Annotated in this window: 12 protein-coding genes; 7 read left to right on the top strand and 5 right to left on the bottom strand. The window is 62.8% G+C overall.

The genetic code is table 11. The features are described 5' to 3' along the window. Positions 1-4: 4 nt before the first annotated feature. The 5 genes from HWX76_RS09905 to HWX76_RS09885 all read right to left on the bottom strand — a co-directional run bounded on the left by HWX76_RS09905 (position 5) and on the right by HWX76_RS09885 (position 5,462). Positions 5-1,108 carry a type VI secretion system ImpA family N-terminal domain-containing protein gene (locus HWX76_RS09905; RefSeq protein WP_050012742.1) on the bottom strand — a complete coding sequence of 368 codons (1,104 nt, stop codon included), beginning with the start codon at positions 1,106-1,108 and terminating at the stop codon, positions 5-7. Further along, a complete protein-coding gene (gene tssG, locus HWX76_RS09900; RefSeq protein WP_124639594.1) occupies positions 1,105-2,178 on the bottom strand; it encodes a type VI secretion system baseplate subunit TssG in 1,074 nt (357 codons plus the stop codon). The genes HWX76_RS09905 and tssG overlap by 4 nt, the downstream gene beginning before the upstream one ends. Then, entirely contained in the window at positions 2,178-4,067 is a 1,890-nt protein-coding gene (gene tssF, locus HWX76_RS09895) for a type VI secretion system baseplate subunit TssF (protein ID WP_050012740.1), read from the bottom strand. Before tssF ends, tssG begins: the two co-directional genes overlap by 1 nt. Positions 4,068-4,099: 32 nt before the next feature. Beyond that, the gene (gene tssE / locus HWX76_RS09890) at positions 4,100-4,657 is read right to left on the bottom strand and encodes a type VI secretion system baseplate subunit TssE (protein ID WP_176015841.1); all 558 of its coding nucleotides are present in this window, start codon (positions 4,655-4,657) and stop codon (positions 4,100-4,102) included. Between the two features lie 133 nt (positions 4,658-4,790). After that, positions 4,791-5,462, bottom strand: coding sequence for a TagK domain-containing protein (locus HWX76_RS09885; protein ID WP_176015750.1), 672 nt, complete (start codon positions 5,460-5,462; stop codon positions 4,791-4,793). A gap of 488 nt (positions 5,463-5,950) precedes the next feature. Here HWX76_RS09885 and tssH point away from each other — a divergent pair, with 488 nt between their 5' ends. The 7 genes from tssH to HWX76_RS09850 all read left to right on the top strand — a co-directional run bounded on the left by tssH (position 5,951) and on the right by HWX76_RS09850 (position 13,700). Continuing rightward, on the top strand, positions 5,951-8,644 hold the full coding sequence (gene tssH / locus HWX76_RS09880; protein WP_050012737.1) for a type VI secretion system ATPase TssH: 2,694 nt from the start codon (positions 5,951-5,953) through the stop codon (positions 8,642-8,644). 38 nt (positions 8,645-8,682) lie between these two features. After that, positions 8,683-9,225: a type VI secretion system contractile sheath small subunit gene (gene tssB / locus HWX76_RS09875; protein ID WP_050012736.1), complete on the top strand. Its 543-nt coding sequence runs from the start codon at positions 8,683-8,685 to the stop codon at positions 9,223-9,225. Between the two features lie 27 nt (positions 9,226-9,252). Then, complete coding sequence (tssC, locus tag HWX76_RS09870) at positions 9,253-10,746, top strand: type VI secretion system contractile sheath large subunit (RefSeq protein ID WP_050012735.1); 1,494 nt, start codon at positions 9,253-9,255, stop codon at positions 10,744-10,746. Positions 10,747-10,839: 93 nt separating this feature from the next. After that, positions 10,840-11,325 carry an Hcp family type VI secretion system effector gene (locus HWX76_RS09865; protein WP_050012734.1) on the top strand — a complete coding sequence of 162 codons (486 nt, stop codon included), beginning with the start codon at positions 10,840-10,842 and terminating at the stop codon, positions 11,323-11,325. Between the two features lie 87 nt (positions 11,326-11,412). Further along, entirely contained in the window at positions 11,413-11,919 is a 507-nt protein-coding gene (gene tssJ / locus HWX76_RS09860; RefSeq protein WP_050012733.1) for a type VI secretion system lipoprotein TssJ, read from the top strand. Positions 11,920-11,950: 31 nt separating this feature from the next. Beyond that, positions 11,951-13,297 carry a type VI secretion system baseplate subunit TssK gene (gene tssK, locus HWX76_RS09855; RefSeq protein WP_050012732.1) on the top strand — a complete coding sequence of 449 codons (1,347 nt, stop codon included), beginning with the start codon at positions 11,951-11,953 and terminating at the stop codon, positions 13,295-13,297. A gap of 67 nt (positions 13,298-13,364) precedes the next feature. After that, on the top strand, positions 13,365-13,700 hold the full coding sequence (locus tag HWX76_RS09850) for a hypothetical protein (protein WP_124631106.1): 336 nt from the start codon (positions 13,365-13,367) through the stop codon (positions 13,698-13,700). The last annotated feature ends 38 nt before the right edge of the window (positions 13,701-13,738 follow it).

Genomic DNA, 13,738 nt, shown 5'->3' with positions numbered 1-13,738 from the left:
ATGGTCATGAACCGCTGGTTTCTTCCCACTGCGCCAGAAGCTCGGCCGGAATTGCCGTGACGACCTCAGCGTAAGGCTTGCCGACGAACCGCTCCGCACGCTTGAGCAATACGGGAATCGGGCTGCTGGGTTCGTGGGTCTCGAACCATGTTCGCGCCGTACGAATCAGAGTGAGCGCGGCCTGGCGGTCTGCGGGTGAGGATGTCGGTCGGGCCGTGATGTGGTCGTTGGCAGCAACCGTTTTGTCATTCGCCGGTTCTAGTTGCACCGACGCATCGCTCTCTGAGGATGCGTCGTGGACTAGAGCAGGATCGGGGGCTTCTTCCATCTGTTCGGGGGTGTTCGCCGACACCGTGACACTCAGCTTGCCGAGCAGCCGAGTGAGTGACGCCAGATCGGGCAGATATCCTTCGAGATGACGGGCGCACCACGCATCGACTGCAGCGAGATGCGCAATCGCATCATCGAAACCCGTCATCACCTCTGGCTGCACCGCGTGCACATCCAGCAACTGCTGCGTAACGGACTCGGGCGCGAGCGCATCGGCGGGGCGAGGGTGCGCAAAAGCACGCTCGACATCGCGCACCTGCAGTCGCGCCAGCGTCGACTTCGAAAGCACGATCTCGCGCACGTCTGCGAGCAGTCCTTCCGGATCGGCGAGGGCCTGTATCGCATTCATCCGCACTTCACTTGCGGCGCCGTGCCCACCGTCGATATCGGGCTGGGGATGGACGTGTTCGGCAAATGCATCGAGCCACGCGGCCAGCAGTTTCGTGCCATCCGCGAGACCTGCGGCACCGGCGAGCCGCGTGCGACACCGCGTATATAGCACGGCGACCCGAATGTCTTTCGTCCGCACCATGAGCCGTCGGCAGTCGCGCTCGAGCTCGCTCCAGTTGATGGGATCGGGTGCGCCGACGAACGCGCCGTACTGCACATCCTGCCTGGGTGCCGCACGCGCGAACAGCACGACGAAATCGTGGTCGTATTCGAGGTCGGGGCCGCAGGGCATGGAATCGCTCACGGGCGCGAGCCAGTCGTGATGCGGCGTGTCCTTCGCGGTACCTTGACCGGATACGGACCGTCGGGTTGATTGCTTTTTGCTCATGGTCGATTGTCGGATTCAGCCGTGCGCCGTTCGAAATGCCGTACGTAACGCTCGGGCTCGAACCGCATGCCGGTAATCGGCCGGTCGGGGTTCGGGCGGCCAAGCCACCCGGACCATCCGATGCGTTGGCGGCCGCCCATCACGGCCGGCGGCGCGCTTTCGGGCTTGATGCGCAGTTCAAGTTCCCATTCCAGTTCGTAGCCGACGAATGCCCGCACCCATTCGACGAGGCGCGGCAGATCCTCGCCCTGCGGTGTGAAGCGCAAATACGCGTCGAGATCGATGGGGCCGATCACGATGTGGAACCGGTGCTGACGGTCCGGTGCCACTCGACCGAGCATCGCGGCTTGCCCCATCGTCGCGGCGGGGCCAGGCCGGCCCATGCGTCCCTGATCGGCCGCATCGATTGCGATCCAGTGGAACACGTGCTCGTCGATCGCGACCGGCACGCCGAAGTAGTGCTCGAGTGTGGCGCGCAGGCCGTCCGCGTCGCGCGACTCGCGGACGAGATGCGCGGACGCCGCCAATCGCGCGTGCGAGGGCAGGGGGCGCCGCGCGATTTCCGCGGTGTCGTGGCCCGTGAGGCTCGCAATGTAGAACGAAAACCGCTCGTCGTCTTTCCGGTCGAGGCCGGCTGTCGACTGTGCCGATGCCCACGCACGATAGAACAGCGTCAGGAACCGGTGATGGAAGATGTCGAAGAAGTCGACCGTCGTCGTGTCGCGACGGCTCTCTTCGCGTTCACGCGCCCATTCGGTCACATGGATCGGCAGGGGCCCGTTCGGACCGAGCATGCCGAGACCGAAGAGCCGTACCTTGAGCCGTCCCGCCGCTTCCTGGACGCTGGCGATTTCGCGCGGCGCGAAAGCGAGACTCGGTTGTTGTCCGAGCCGGAACGGCTCCGACCGTGGTCGGCGGGCAGTGCCGACGGGGTCGACCGCGGGATTCGCGCCGATGCGCCGCAGCAGTGACAGGAACCCGAAGCGCCACGGCTCCATTTGAAGACTCTCCAGCAGGTCGGGCGAGAGCGTGCTGTCGCGCACGAGCGCCGGCAAGGTAGCGCGTTCCATCACAGCACTCCGCGGGTCCCGGTGCGCACGGGCCAGCGTGCGATACGGCCGCGCTGCATCGAATGCAATTCGGTCTGCGTGAAGCTGTTGATCGATACATGCCGCGCCAGCCAGTGCTCGAGAATCGTACCGAACAGATAGGGGCTCACACCGGAGAAACCGGTCTCGTCGACCGTGACCGCACACTCGATGCCACGCCCGAACGTCATTGGGCCGGTGCCCGGCAGCTTGCGCGTGACCGCGCGAGTATTGACGCCGACGAGGCTTTCGATCTGCCGCAGCTGTTCATCGTTGTCGTTCGACACGGTCAGGCGCAGCAGGTCACGTATTCCCTGCCCCCCGTCACGATGATCGAGACCTTCGAGCGGCAGGTAGTTGAAGTTGAGCTGGCGGATCAGGCGCCACGCCATTTCTCGTTCCGCATACGGCGCTTTCGGCGGACTCGGCGGGCGAATGAGGCCAATACTTTCGACTGGCGTGGACGCGTCGGTTGTGAGGTCGCGCACGCCATTGCGCGGCACGAGCGTGGCGAGATCGCGGTTCGTCAGCAGCGCGGCGACCGACAGAAAACGAATGTTCTCGCCATAAGGCGCCTCGTTCTGATCGACCAGCGAGAGAAACACTTCGGTGCCGACATAGGGCGTCCGTGTGCCGTAACGGCGCGCTGAATCCGACACGATCCGTCGTTCGCGCCGTGTCGAGAAATACCGGCCGTGATTGCCTTCGTCGTTGTTCAGCGTCTGATAGAGCGGACGGAATTCCAGTTCGTTCGAGGTTGCAGCGACCTGTCCATGCACGGTCTCGACCGAGAACACTTCGTAATCGAGCGGTGCGAGCCGGGCGGGCACCAGATGAGACTCGGTCTCGCGGGGAGAAATCTCGATGCGGTCGGTATGCCGTTTGAAGAGATTGATGACTGGCGTGCAGAACAGCGCGAAGCGCGACGCGTCGACGAGGTTCGTGAGCAGGCCCGGCGCTCGGTCGAGCAGCACGACGATTTCGACCTCGCGACCGTTCACGCGAGACAGCCCTTGCGCCAGACCGTTGAGTGCGAAGAACCAGAATCGTGCGGGGCACGCGAAGTATTCGTGCAGCAGGTTATGGCCGTGAAACTTCGTCCAGGTCAGTGGCAGCAAGTTCTGATCGGTGCGCAAGCCCTCGTGTTCGATCGCGCCGTGCGTCACGGCGGCGGGAGCGCCCCCCGGTGCGCCGAACTTGCCCGGCGCGGCAATCACGGACGCGACGCCGGCGACGTGCAGCAGCTCGAACAGGTGAGAGGCGACCTGTTCGTCGCCGGCCAGATACACGGGCAGCCGATCGAGCCCCTTCAGATCGGCGATGAGCATGTCGCTTGTCGTCGCCAGCCGCAGGCGCAATGCGCCGCGCACCTGTCGGTCGGGTGGAACATAGCGGTCGAGCGCCGGGATGTCGGGCGGAATGCCCGTCAGGCGCGCATCGGTGATCGTGAGCGGCCAGAGCGTGACGTCCTGGCCACTCGTAAACTGGCAGGCGGTTTTTTCGCCATCGGGAATCCGCGCCTTGAACGACGTGCCGCGCGCGATACGGTAGCCTGCGGCCAGATTGCCTTCGGCCTGGCCGGGATACAGGCGCGCGACCGCGATCGACGGCGTGGGCGCGACGTAATTCGGGTAGATCACTTCCAGTAGCCGCCCGGTGAAGCGCGGAAACTCCGCATCGAGCTTGAGCTGCATGCGCGCGGCCATGAAGCAGAACGACTCGATCAGGCGCTCGACGTAGGGGTCTGCCACTTCGCCGGCCTGCATGCCGAGCCGGCGCGCGATTTTCGGATGCGCCTGTGCGAACTCGGTGGCGAGTTCGCGCATGTAGACAAGTTCCTGGTTGTAATAGTCGAGTAGCCGCGGGTCCATAGGAAAGGTCTCGTTGTGTCGTTGTGCCGTGCCTACCCGGCGCGCATGCCGGTGATCTGGATCTCGCTCGTCTCGAGATCGAGCGAGCTCTGCACCATGAATTCGAGCGGATACGGGTCCATGTGAACCAGGCCGCGCACGTCGAACGCGAGCACATTGTGATGACCGCTGGCGTCGTCACCTTGACGGGGCGACACCACCAGCGAATCGGCGATCAGCCGCGGCTCGAAATCGGTGATGGCCCGCCGGATCATCTGCTCGATGTCGTTCCATTGGCGCGACGCGAGAAAAGTGCCGGCGAGCGGCGGCACGCCGAAATTGACGGTGGACGCGGCCGCCTGCGGATAGTGCGCGCGCTCGATCTGGTCTTCGATGCTCGTCGTGTTCAGCAGATAGGCGAGATCGCGCTGGACGATATCGCGCATCTGCTTGCGCGTGACGGCGTATTCTTCGGGCGCTTCGACGAGTCGAAGCGGTGCGTCGTCCCGCAGCCGGTCCAGCAGGGTCGGCATCAGGCGCGCGTTTGCCTGCCTCGGTGGGCGGGGAACGGCCGAGTTGCCCCGCACTGGACGCTGTTTGCGCTCGGTCATCGACCGATTCTCCGGTAGTGGTGGCCGCCACACACGAGCCAAATTACGCGCGGGCCAGCTCGAAGAGACCGAAATCCCCGCGATTCGTTGTTCGGGGCGTGACTGGACGGCTCTGCGGCTGCAAATGGCATCTTCATGCTTCGCTCTCGCGTACAGGTGCGGACAGCGGGCTGTCGACCGACAGCGCGTGATGCTCACGCCGGGTGAGCGCGGGCGGCAGAGGCGGTGCGCGGTGCGCTTGCGCCGCATGGAATTCGGCCGGCGCAAAGAGGCGTAACACTTCCGGAACGGATCCGACTTCCAGATCGGGCATCAAACTCTGCTCCAGCTGTCCGAACGCGTCCTCGAGATTGTGTTTGCCGGATAGCAGCACTTCGATGGAACCAGCGCTGGCTGGATTTGCCGGTGTCGGCTGTACGTCGTGCAAATCGGGCATCACTGACGCGACAGGCGTCGCAGGGGAGTCGAGCTGTTCGCGCCATGAGTCGGACAGGGCGGTGTGCGGGTCCGTTAGCGCGCGCCAGTACTGCGCGTGAAGCGTTTCGACGAGGTCGTCGGTGCGTTCAGGGGCCGGCGTCGCAAGCGATCCGCCGCCGAGCTTCTCGCGGACGCCGTTTCCGCTGATACCGTGGCTGCCAATCAGATCAAGGATCGACTGACCGCGGCCAGCGAGACCCGACGATTCGAACGGGAGTGCGGCTGCGCCGTCCTCCTGCTTGTCGGGACCGCGCGGCGCGTTACGCAACTCGGGCTCGGCAAGCGAGGTGTCGAGTCGACGGTGCCACGGCAAACGGAATGAGCGCATGGAAGAGTCAGTGATGGCGGATTACGCATTTTACTCATGGATGTGCGTAATTGGACGATTTTAAATGGGCCGATCGATTTGAAAATATTATCGAGATGAAATCTCCAAATAATAAATTCATGTGATGCATGGATTGCGCACGGCGAATATTGGGATAGTTGGGGTTGGTGGGTGATTGTAAAAAATTTAGTTCACGTTTAATTTCTTATTTTATCAATTTAATCAATTGGTTAGTGGGTTTGTCATGTGGGTGGTTGCCTCTCTCGTTCGGTACGTGGGACGAACGCGGAATATCTTTGATTGGCTGGGTGCTTGCCCGTTTGAGTGGATTGACGGCGGAGAAAGTTAATTGAAATAATGTTCGGCCTGAGAGGCTTGCACATTATTTGTGTGCGAAGTGCGTCAGTAGACCAATGCCACATGAACAGGATTACTGATCGTTCCGGCCAGAGCCGGGAAAATATCGAATCAACAACAAGAAGGTTCGCATGACGATTTCACGCCAGGCGCTGTTCGGCAAGCTCGGGGTTCAGCTCTACCGCAGCATCGAATCGGCGACACGGTTCTGCAAGCTGCGCGGCAATCCGTACGTGGAGCTCGTCCACTGGTTGCATCAGCTCCTGCAGCAACCCGATAGTGACCTGCATCGCATCGTGCGGCATGCTGGCATCGATCGCGACGCACTGGATCGGGATTTCGCAACCGCGTTGGCCGCGCTGCCGGCCGGTGCCAGTTCGATCAGCGATTTCTCGTGGCACATCGAGACGGCGATCGAACGCGCGTGGGTGCTCGCGACGCTGAGTCATGGCGATCGCCGCGTGCGCGGTGCGTGGCTCGTCGCTGCGCTTGTTTCGACGCCCGAGTTGAGGCGCGTTCTGCTGTCAGTCTCCCCCGCGTTCGGCAAGATTCCTGTCGACGGGCTGGGCGACAAATTGCCCGCATGGATCGACGGCTCGCCGGAAGCCGCCGATGTGCCATACGATCACAGCGACTTTTCGGCGGCAACGCCGGGCGAAGCGTCCGGTGCAATTCCGGTCGTATCGAAGGGCGGTTCGCTCGACCAGTACTGCGCAGACCTGACAGCGCGCGCTCGCGCGGGCGAGATCGATCCGGTCATCGGCCGTGAACTCGAGATTCGCACGATGATCGACGTTCTGCTGCGCCGTCGGCAGAACAACCCGCTGATAACGGGGGAGGCCGGCGTCGGCAAGACGGCCGTCGTGGAAGGGCTTGCCCGGGCAATTGCATCGGGCGATGTGCCGCCGAAGCTGGCCGACGTGCGACTGCTGTCGCTCGACGTTGGCGCATTGCTCGCTGGCGCCAGCATGAAAGGGGAGTTCGAAGCGCGCCTCAAAGGGCTGCTCGAAGCCGCTGCAAAATCCCCGGCGCCGGTGATCCTCTTCATCGACGAGATTCACACGCTGATCGGCGCGGGCGGTCAGGCGGGTACGGGCGATGCCGCCAATCTGCTGAAGCCCGCGCTTGCGCGTGGCACGATCCGTACGATCGGCGCGACGACCTGGGCGGAGTACAAACGCCACATCGAGAAAGATCCGGCGCTTACCCGACGCTTCCAGGTGCTGCAGGTCGCGGAGCCGTCCGAGGCTGCCGCGGTCGATATGGTACGCGGGCTCGTGCAAACGTTTTCGCGGCATCATGGTGTCGTGGTGCTCGACGAAGCGATCCGCGCGGCGGTGACGCTCTCGCACCGTTACATTCCGTCGCGTCAGCTGCCGGACAAGGCCATCAGCCTGCTTGACACCGCCTGCGCGCGTGTGTCGCTGTCGCAGCATGCTGCGCCGCGTGAACTGGACGATGTGCGCCAGCGCTTCGCGGCCGCACGTGCCGAGGAAGCGTTGCTGGTGCAGGAAGCCCGTATCGGCCTGGATACCGACAGGGCGCTGACGGCCGTGCGCGCGCGCATCGATACGTTGGCGAGCGAAGAGTCGGCAATCGAACATCGCTGGCGCGCTCAGGCGGCTGCCGCACAGGCGCTGCTCGCCGCACGCGAAGCCATTGAACCCCACGACGGCGAAACCCCGCAGGACGATGCGGCAGCGCTTCCGAAGCTGCGCGAACTCGAACGCGCGCTCGCGGCGCTGCAAGACGATGCGCCGCTCGTCTTTCCCGAAGTCGACGAGGCGATCGTCGCGGCAATCGTGTCCGACTGGACCGGCATCCCTGTCGGCCGGATGTTGACCGACGAGGTCGCCGCGGTGCGCACGTTGCCCGACACGCTCGAGGCACGCGTGATCGGCCAGGCCGATGCGCTGCGTCAAATTGGCGAACGTGTGCAGACTGCACGCGCAGGTCTCACGGATCCGAAGAAACCACTCGGGGTGTTTCTGCTCGCCGGCCCCTCTGGCGTCGGCAAGACGGAAACCGCGCTGGCGCTCGCCGAAGCGCTGTACGGTGGTGAACAGAATCTGATCACGATCAACATGAGCGAGTATCAGGAGGCACACACCGTCTCGGGCCTGAAGGGCGCGCCCCCGGGTTATGTCGGCTACGGCGAGGGCGGAGTGCTGACCGAGGCGGTGCGCCGCCGTCCGTATTCGGTGGTACTGCTCGACGAGATCGAGAAGGCCCACCACGACGTGCACGAGATGTTCTTCCAGGTATTCGACAAGGGCTACATGGAAGACGGCGACGGCCGCTATATCGATTTCCGCAATACGACGATCCTGCTCACGAGCAACGTCGGTTCCGAACTGAGCACGAGTCTTTGCGCCGATCCGTCGCTTGCGCCGGATCAGGACGGCCTGCGGGCAGCACTGACGCCTGAACTCCTGAACACATTCCCGGCGGCATTCCTCGGGCGCGTGACCGTCGTGCCCTACCGGCCACTTGCCGACGGTGCGCTCGCCAGCATCGTCCGCCTGCATCTGGGCCGGGTCGTCAAGCGTATGGCCGACGGCCATGAAATCGCGCTGACGTACGACGACGCGGTCGTCGATTACATCGTCGACCGCTGTCTCGTGCAGGAAACCGGCGCACGCGTGTTGATCGGATTCATCGAGCAGTACGTGCTGCCCCGCTTGTCGTCGCTGTGGCTCGAGGCCTTCGAGGCGAAGCAGACCCTGTCGCGTATTTCGATCGGCGTGGTCGATCCGTCCGGCGCACCGGGGCAGGCCCTCGCGTTCGACGCTACCGCCCTTCATTCAGACGAGCCGGTTCGCTGAGCTCGCCGTCCCACCACCACTGTTCAGGAGTTTCATTCATGGCCGCTTCCAGCAGTTCGCAGAAATTCATTGCGCGCAACCGTGCGCCGCGTGTGCAAATCGAGTACGACGTCGAGGTCTACGGCTCGGAGAAGAAGGTCGAGCTGCCGTTCGTGATGGGCGTGCTCGCCGATCTGTCGGGCAAGCATCCGGCCGAGCCGCTGCCGGCGGTATCGGACCGGCGCTTTCTCGAAATCGACATCGACAATTTCGACGAGCGCATGAAGGCGATCCGGCCGCGTGTCGCGTTCGCCGTGCCGAATACGCTGACGGGCGACGGGCAGATGATGGTCGACATGACCTTCGAGAGCATGGAGGATTTTTCGCCTGCCGCGATCGCGCGCAAGGTCGAGCCGCTGCGCCAACTGCTTCAAGCGCGCACGCAGCTCGCCAATCTGCAGACCTACATGGACGGCAAGTCGGGTGCCGAGGCGCTCGTCACGCAGCTGCTTCAGGACCCGGCGCTGCTCAAGTCGCTGGCCGCGGCGCCGAAGCCCGAGCGCCATGCGGACGAAACCGCCGCACAAGACGGCGCGAACTGACCGACGAACCGATAAAGGATGACCATCATGGCGAAACAGGAAGCACGGGGCGCAGTGGCGCAGACGAATACCGAATCCGATTTCACTCAGCTGCTGGAGCGCGAATTCCGACCCAAGACCGACGACGCGCGCGAAGCCGTCGAACTGGCCGTTCAGACGCTCGCCGAGCAGGCGCTGGCTCAAACGGCAACGATCAGCGACGATGCGTACAAGAGCATCGCGGCGATCATCGCGCAGATCGATCACAAGCTCTCCGAGCAGATCAACCTGATTCTGCACCACGGCGATTACCAGGCGCTCGAATCCGCGTGGCGTGGCCTGAATCACCTCGTGTCGAACACCGAAACCGACGAGCATCTGAAAATTCGCTTCATGGATGTCTCGAAAGCCGAGCTGCATCGCACGATGCGTCGCTACAAGGGCTTGGCCTGGGATCAGAGCCCGCTTTTCAAACAGATCTACGAAGAGGAATATGGTCAGCTCGGCGGCGAACCGTACGGGTGTCTCGTCGCAGACTACTACTTCGACCATACGCCACCGGACGTCGACCTGCTCGGCTCGATTGCGAAGGTCTCGGCTGCCGCACACACGCCGTTCATCACCGGTGCCGCACCGTCAGTTTTGCAGATGGAGTCGTGGCAGGAGCTCGCGAACCCGCGTGACCTGACGAAGATTTTCACGCAGAACCTCGAATACACCGCGTGGAACTCGATGCGCAACACCGAAGATGCGCGCTATGTGGGGCTTGCAATGCCGCGATTCCTCGCGCGCTTGCCGTATGGCGCGAAGACCAACCCGGTCGACGAATTCGATTTCGAGGAAGACACGAACGGTTCGGACCATGGGCGCTATGGCTGGGCGAACGCGGCGTACGCGATGGGCGTCAACGTCAACCGCTCGTTCAAGCAGTACGGCTGGTGCTCGCTGATTCGCGGTGTCGAATCGGGCGGCACGGTCGAGAACCTGCCGACCCACACGTTCCCGACCGACGATGGCGGCGTCGACATGAAGTGCCCGACCGAAATCGCGATCTCGGACCGACGCGAGGCCGAGCTGTCGAAGAACGGCTTCATTCCGCTCGTGCACCGCAAGAACACCGATCACGCGACGTTCATCGGCGCCCAATCGCTGCAGAAGCCGGCCGAGTATCACGATGCGGACGCGACGGCCAACGCGAACCTGTCCGCGCGCCTGCCGTACCTGTTCGCGTGCTCGCGGTTCGCGCACTACCTGAAGTGCATCGTGCGCGACAAGATCGGCGCGTTCAAGGAGCGCGAGGACATGCAGCGCTGGCTGAACGAATGGATCATGCATTACGTCGACGCCGATCCGACCAACTCGTCGCAGGAGACGAAGGCGCGCCGGCCGCTTGCGGCCGCTGAAGTGGTGGTCGAGGAGGTCGAGGGCAACCCCGGCTACTACAACTCCAAATTCTTCCTGCGTCCGCACTTCCAGCTCGAAGGGCTGACCGTCTCGCTGCGGCTCGTGACGAAGCTGCCGTCGATCAAGGAAGCGGCTTAACCATCCGGTAGGTCCAGCAGGGACGGACATCGAACGCCTTTGGTGGACGATGATCGACCGGTTTCAAATCATTTAATAAGAGGAGTACTACGCATGGCGCAAGACATTTTCCTGAAGATCGACGGCATCAACGGTGAATCGCTCGACGACAAGCACAAGGACGAAATCGAAGTTCTGACCTGGGAGTGGGACATCCAGCAGGAATCGACGATGCACGCCGGTAGCGGCGGCGGCGCCGGCAAGGCCACCGTCAAGGACCTGACGTTCGAGCACAACATCGACCGCGCCAGCCCGAACCTGATGAAGTACGCGCTCACGGGCAAGCACATCGACCAGGCAACGCTGGTGATGCGCAAGGCCGGCGGCAACCCGCTCGAATACCTGAAGCTCACGATGAGCGACGTGATCGTCACGCGCGTGAAGCCGTCGGGCAGCAAGAACGACGCGGAAAAGAGCCGTGAATCGGTGTCGCTGTCGTTCGCGAAGGTCAAGCAGGAGTACGTCGTGCAGAACGCGCAGGGCGGCAGCGGTGGCGCCGTGACCGCGAGCTTCGACATCAAGGGCAACAAGGAAGCGTAATCGCATCGATGCCTCGCAACCGGTGCAGGCGAATCGTCTCCGTCGGTTGTGGGGCGTCCCACATTGGGAATAAGGGTTCATAGCTGCATGCGCTCGATACCGACCGTCGCCACACTTGTCTGCGCGCTCGCGCTTTCCGCTTGCGCAAGCAGTGGCGAGCCGAAGCCGAAGGAGCCGATTCGGCTCGATATGCGCGTGAACGCGCTGCCCGATGTCAATCCGGACGACCGGGGAAGGGCTGCGCCGATCGTCGTGCGCGTTTACGAACTGAAGAACGACGGTGCCTTCGAGGCATCCGACTTTTTCACGCTGCAGACCCAGCACAAAACGGTGCTGGCCGACGACGTGGTGAAACGCGACGAGTTGCAGTTGCGCCCTGGCGAGCACCGGACGTTCGTGCGCCGGCCCGATTCGGCCACGAAGGCCATCGGCGTGATCGCGGCTTATCGCGACTTGCCGAATGCGGTGTGGCGAGCAGTTTATGTGATGCCGACCGCACCGGACAAGGCGTGGTACCGCCTGTTCACGCCGAAGCTGAAACTGACCATCGATCTCGAGGCCAAGGCCGTCAAGATCACGGAAGCGAAAAAATGAAACACGTCGCGCAACAAAACGGACGGCACGCATGAGCTGGTACGCCAAGGTCGCCTGGCAGGAAGGGCTGTTCTTCCGCCCGCAGCTGTTCCAGCAGCAGGACCGCTATTTCGAGAAATACGCGCATCAGCGTGCGGCGCCGCTGTCGCCGTTCTTTTTCGGCTTCACGCACTACGCGCTCGACCATGAAGCGCTGGCGCTCGGCAAGGTGGTCGTCAAGTCGGCGGCCGGGGTGTTCGCCGACGGCACGCCGTTCGATGCGCCGGGCAACACGCCGTTGCCGCCGCCGTTGACGATTCGGCAGGAGCATCTGGATCAGGTCATCTATCTGGCCGTGCCTGTCCGGTTGCCGAATTGCGAGGAGACCACCTTCGACAACACACCCGATTCGCTCGCACGCTATCAGGTGTTCGACACGGAGCTGCGTGACACGAACTCGATCGGTCTTGCGCCCGAATCGGTGCAACTGTCGAACTTGCGAGTACGCCTGCTGCCTGAAAAGGAGTTGGGCGATGCGTGGATCGGTCTCGCACTCACGTGCGTGAAGACGATTCGCGCGGATGGCAGCATCGCGCTCGACGACACGCTTGTGCCGCCCGTATCCGGTTACGGCGCGAGCGACCTGCTCACGAGTTGGGTGACAAAGATTCATGATCTCGCGCGCTTGCGCGCGAATGCGCTGGCGCAGCGCCTGGCCGGAACCGATGACACCACCGCGAGCGCGGCGACTGTTACCGATTACCTGCTGTTGCAGATTCTCAACCGCTACGAGCCGCTGCTTCAGCATCTGCTGCGGGTGCCGGCGACATCGCCATCGGACGTATACGCGCTGCTGATCGGCATGGCTGGCGAGTTGTCGACGCATCTGCGCACCGATACGCGCCGTCCGCTCGAAACGCATCCGATGTATCAGCATACGACGCCGCATGTGTGCCTGAAGCCGGTTGTCGACGACACGCATCGGCTGCTCAACGCCGTGCTGGTGCGCAGCGCGCAGAGCATCGCGCTCGAGGATCGCGGTCACGGCATGCGCAACGCGGTGGTCGATCCGGTCGACATGCAAGGGTTCACCGCGCTGGTGCTGGCCGTGCATGCGGCAATGCCTGCGGATGCGCTGAAGCAGCAGTTTCTCGCGCAGGCGAAGGCGGGGCCGTCGGACAAGCTGCCGAGCCTCGTGCGCAGTCACTTGCCGGGTATTGGCCTCGAAGCGTTGCCGGTGCCCCCGCGGCAGATTCCATTCAACGCGGGCTACATCTATTACGAATTGACTCAGGGCGGGCCGCTTTGGGAGGAAGTCGTGCGGCATGGCGGCGTTGCGTTGCATGTCGCGGGGGAGTTTCCGTCGCTCAAGCTCGAATTGTGGGGCGTACGGGCATAAGCGCGTCCGTTGCGAGAGAGCTAGATAGCTAATTGGCCCAAGCTCTTAACTAACTCGAATCTGGAAAATGAAAAATATCACCAAGCGGTCTCCGAACCCAACTCAGAAAGAACTCATACGGCGCGGTATCGGACTGGCTTGGTTGATTGTGGTCGTAGGCTATTGCTTTGTCTTATTTGTAGGTGTGGGATCGCAGTCGTTTTGGGGGGGCTATGGCCTTATCGTGCCACCGTTGCTAGCGGTCGGTTGTGCGATTGTCTTGTTTGTACGCGGCGAACCGGATATCGCCGGCGGAATCTTTCTTGGTCTTGTATATGTTTTTTGTGTATTGATTGTTTCGGTGGGTATTTTGTTTTTCTATTTCATTAATAATCCGCCTCAGCTCGTCAACGGCTGGAAATGAATCGGCGGATAGGCGTCGATACCCGAACGCACTATAGG

The sequence above is a fragment of the Burkholderia sp. BCC0398 genome, from assembly GCF_902833245.1.
In the GTDB taxonomy this organism is placed as follows: Bacteria; Pseudomonadota; Gammaproteobacteria; order Burkholderiales; family Burkholderiaceae; genus Burkholderia; species Burkholderia sola.
The sequence above is the reverse complement of the archived record's forward strand: the minus strand, read 5'-3'. Positions and strand labels throughout refer to the sequence as shown.

Coding starts and splice junctions, on each gene's coding strand:
- HWX76_RS09905 (WP_050012742.1), bottom strand. CDS start 1,108: ATGAGCAAAAAGCAATCAACCCGACGGTCCGTATCCGGTCAAGGTACC.
- tssC (WP_050012735.1), top strand. CDS start 9,253: ATGGCGAAACAGGAAGCACGGGGCGCAGTGGCGCAGACGAATACCGAA.
- tssF (WP_050012740.1), bottom strand. CDS start 4,067: ATGGACCCGCGGCTACTCGACTATTACAACCAGGAACTTGTCTACATG.
- tssJ (WP_050012733.1), top strand. CDS start 11,413: ATGCGCTCGATACCGACCGTCGCCACACTTGTCTGCGCGCTCGCGCTT.
- HWX76_RS09850 (WP_124631106.1), top strand. CDS start 13,365: ATGAAAAATATCACCAAGCGGTCTCCGAACCCAACTCAGAAAGAACTC.
- tssE (WP_176015841.1), bottom strand. CDS start 4,657: ATGACCGAGCGCAAACAGCGTCCAGTGCGGGGCAACTCGGCCGTTCCC.
- tssG (WP_124639594.1), bottom strand. CDS start 2,178: ATGGAACGCGCTACCTTGCCGGCGCTCGTGCGCGACAGCACGCTCTCG.
- tssK (WP_050012732.1), top strand. CDS start 11,951: ATGAGCTGGTACGCCAAGGTCGCCTGGCAGGAAGGGCTGTTCTTCCGC.
- HWX76_RS09885 (WP_176015750.1), bottom strand. CDS start 5,462: ATGCGCTCATTCCGTTTGCCGTGGCACCGTCGACTCGACACCTCGCTT.
- tssB (WP_050012736.1), top strand. CDS start 8,683: ATGGCCGCTTCCAGCAGTTCGCAGAAATTCATTGCGCGCAACCGTGCG.
- HWX76_RS09865 (WP_050012734.1), top strand. CDS start 10,840: ATGGCGCAAGACATTTTCCTGAAGATCGACGGCATCAACGGTGAATCG.
- tssH (WP_050012737.1), top strand. CDS start 5,951: ATGACGATTTCACGCCAGGCGCTGTTCGGCAAGCTCGGGGTTCAGCTC.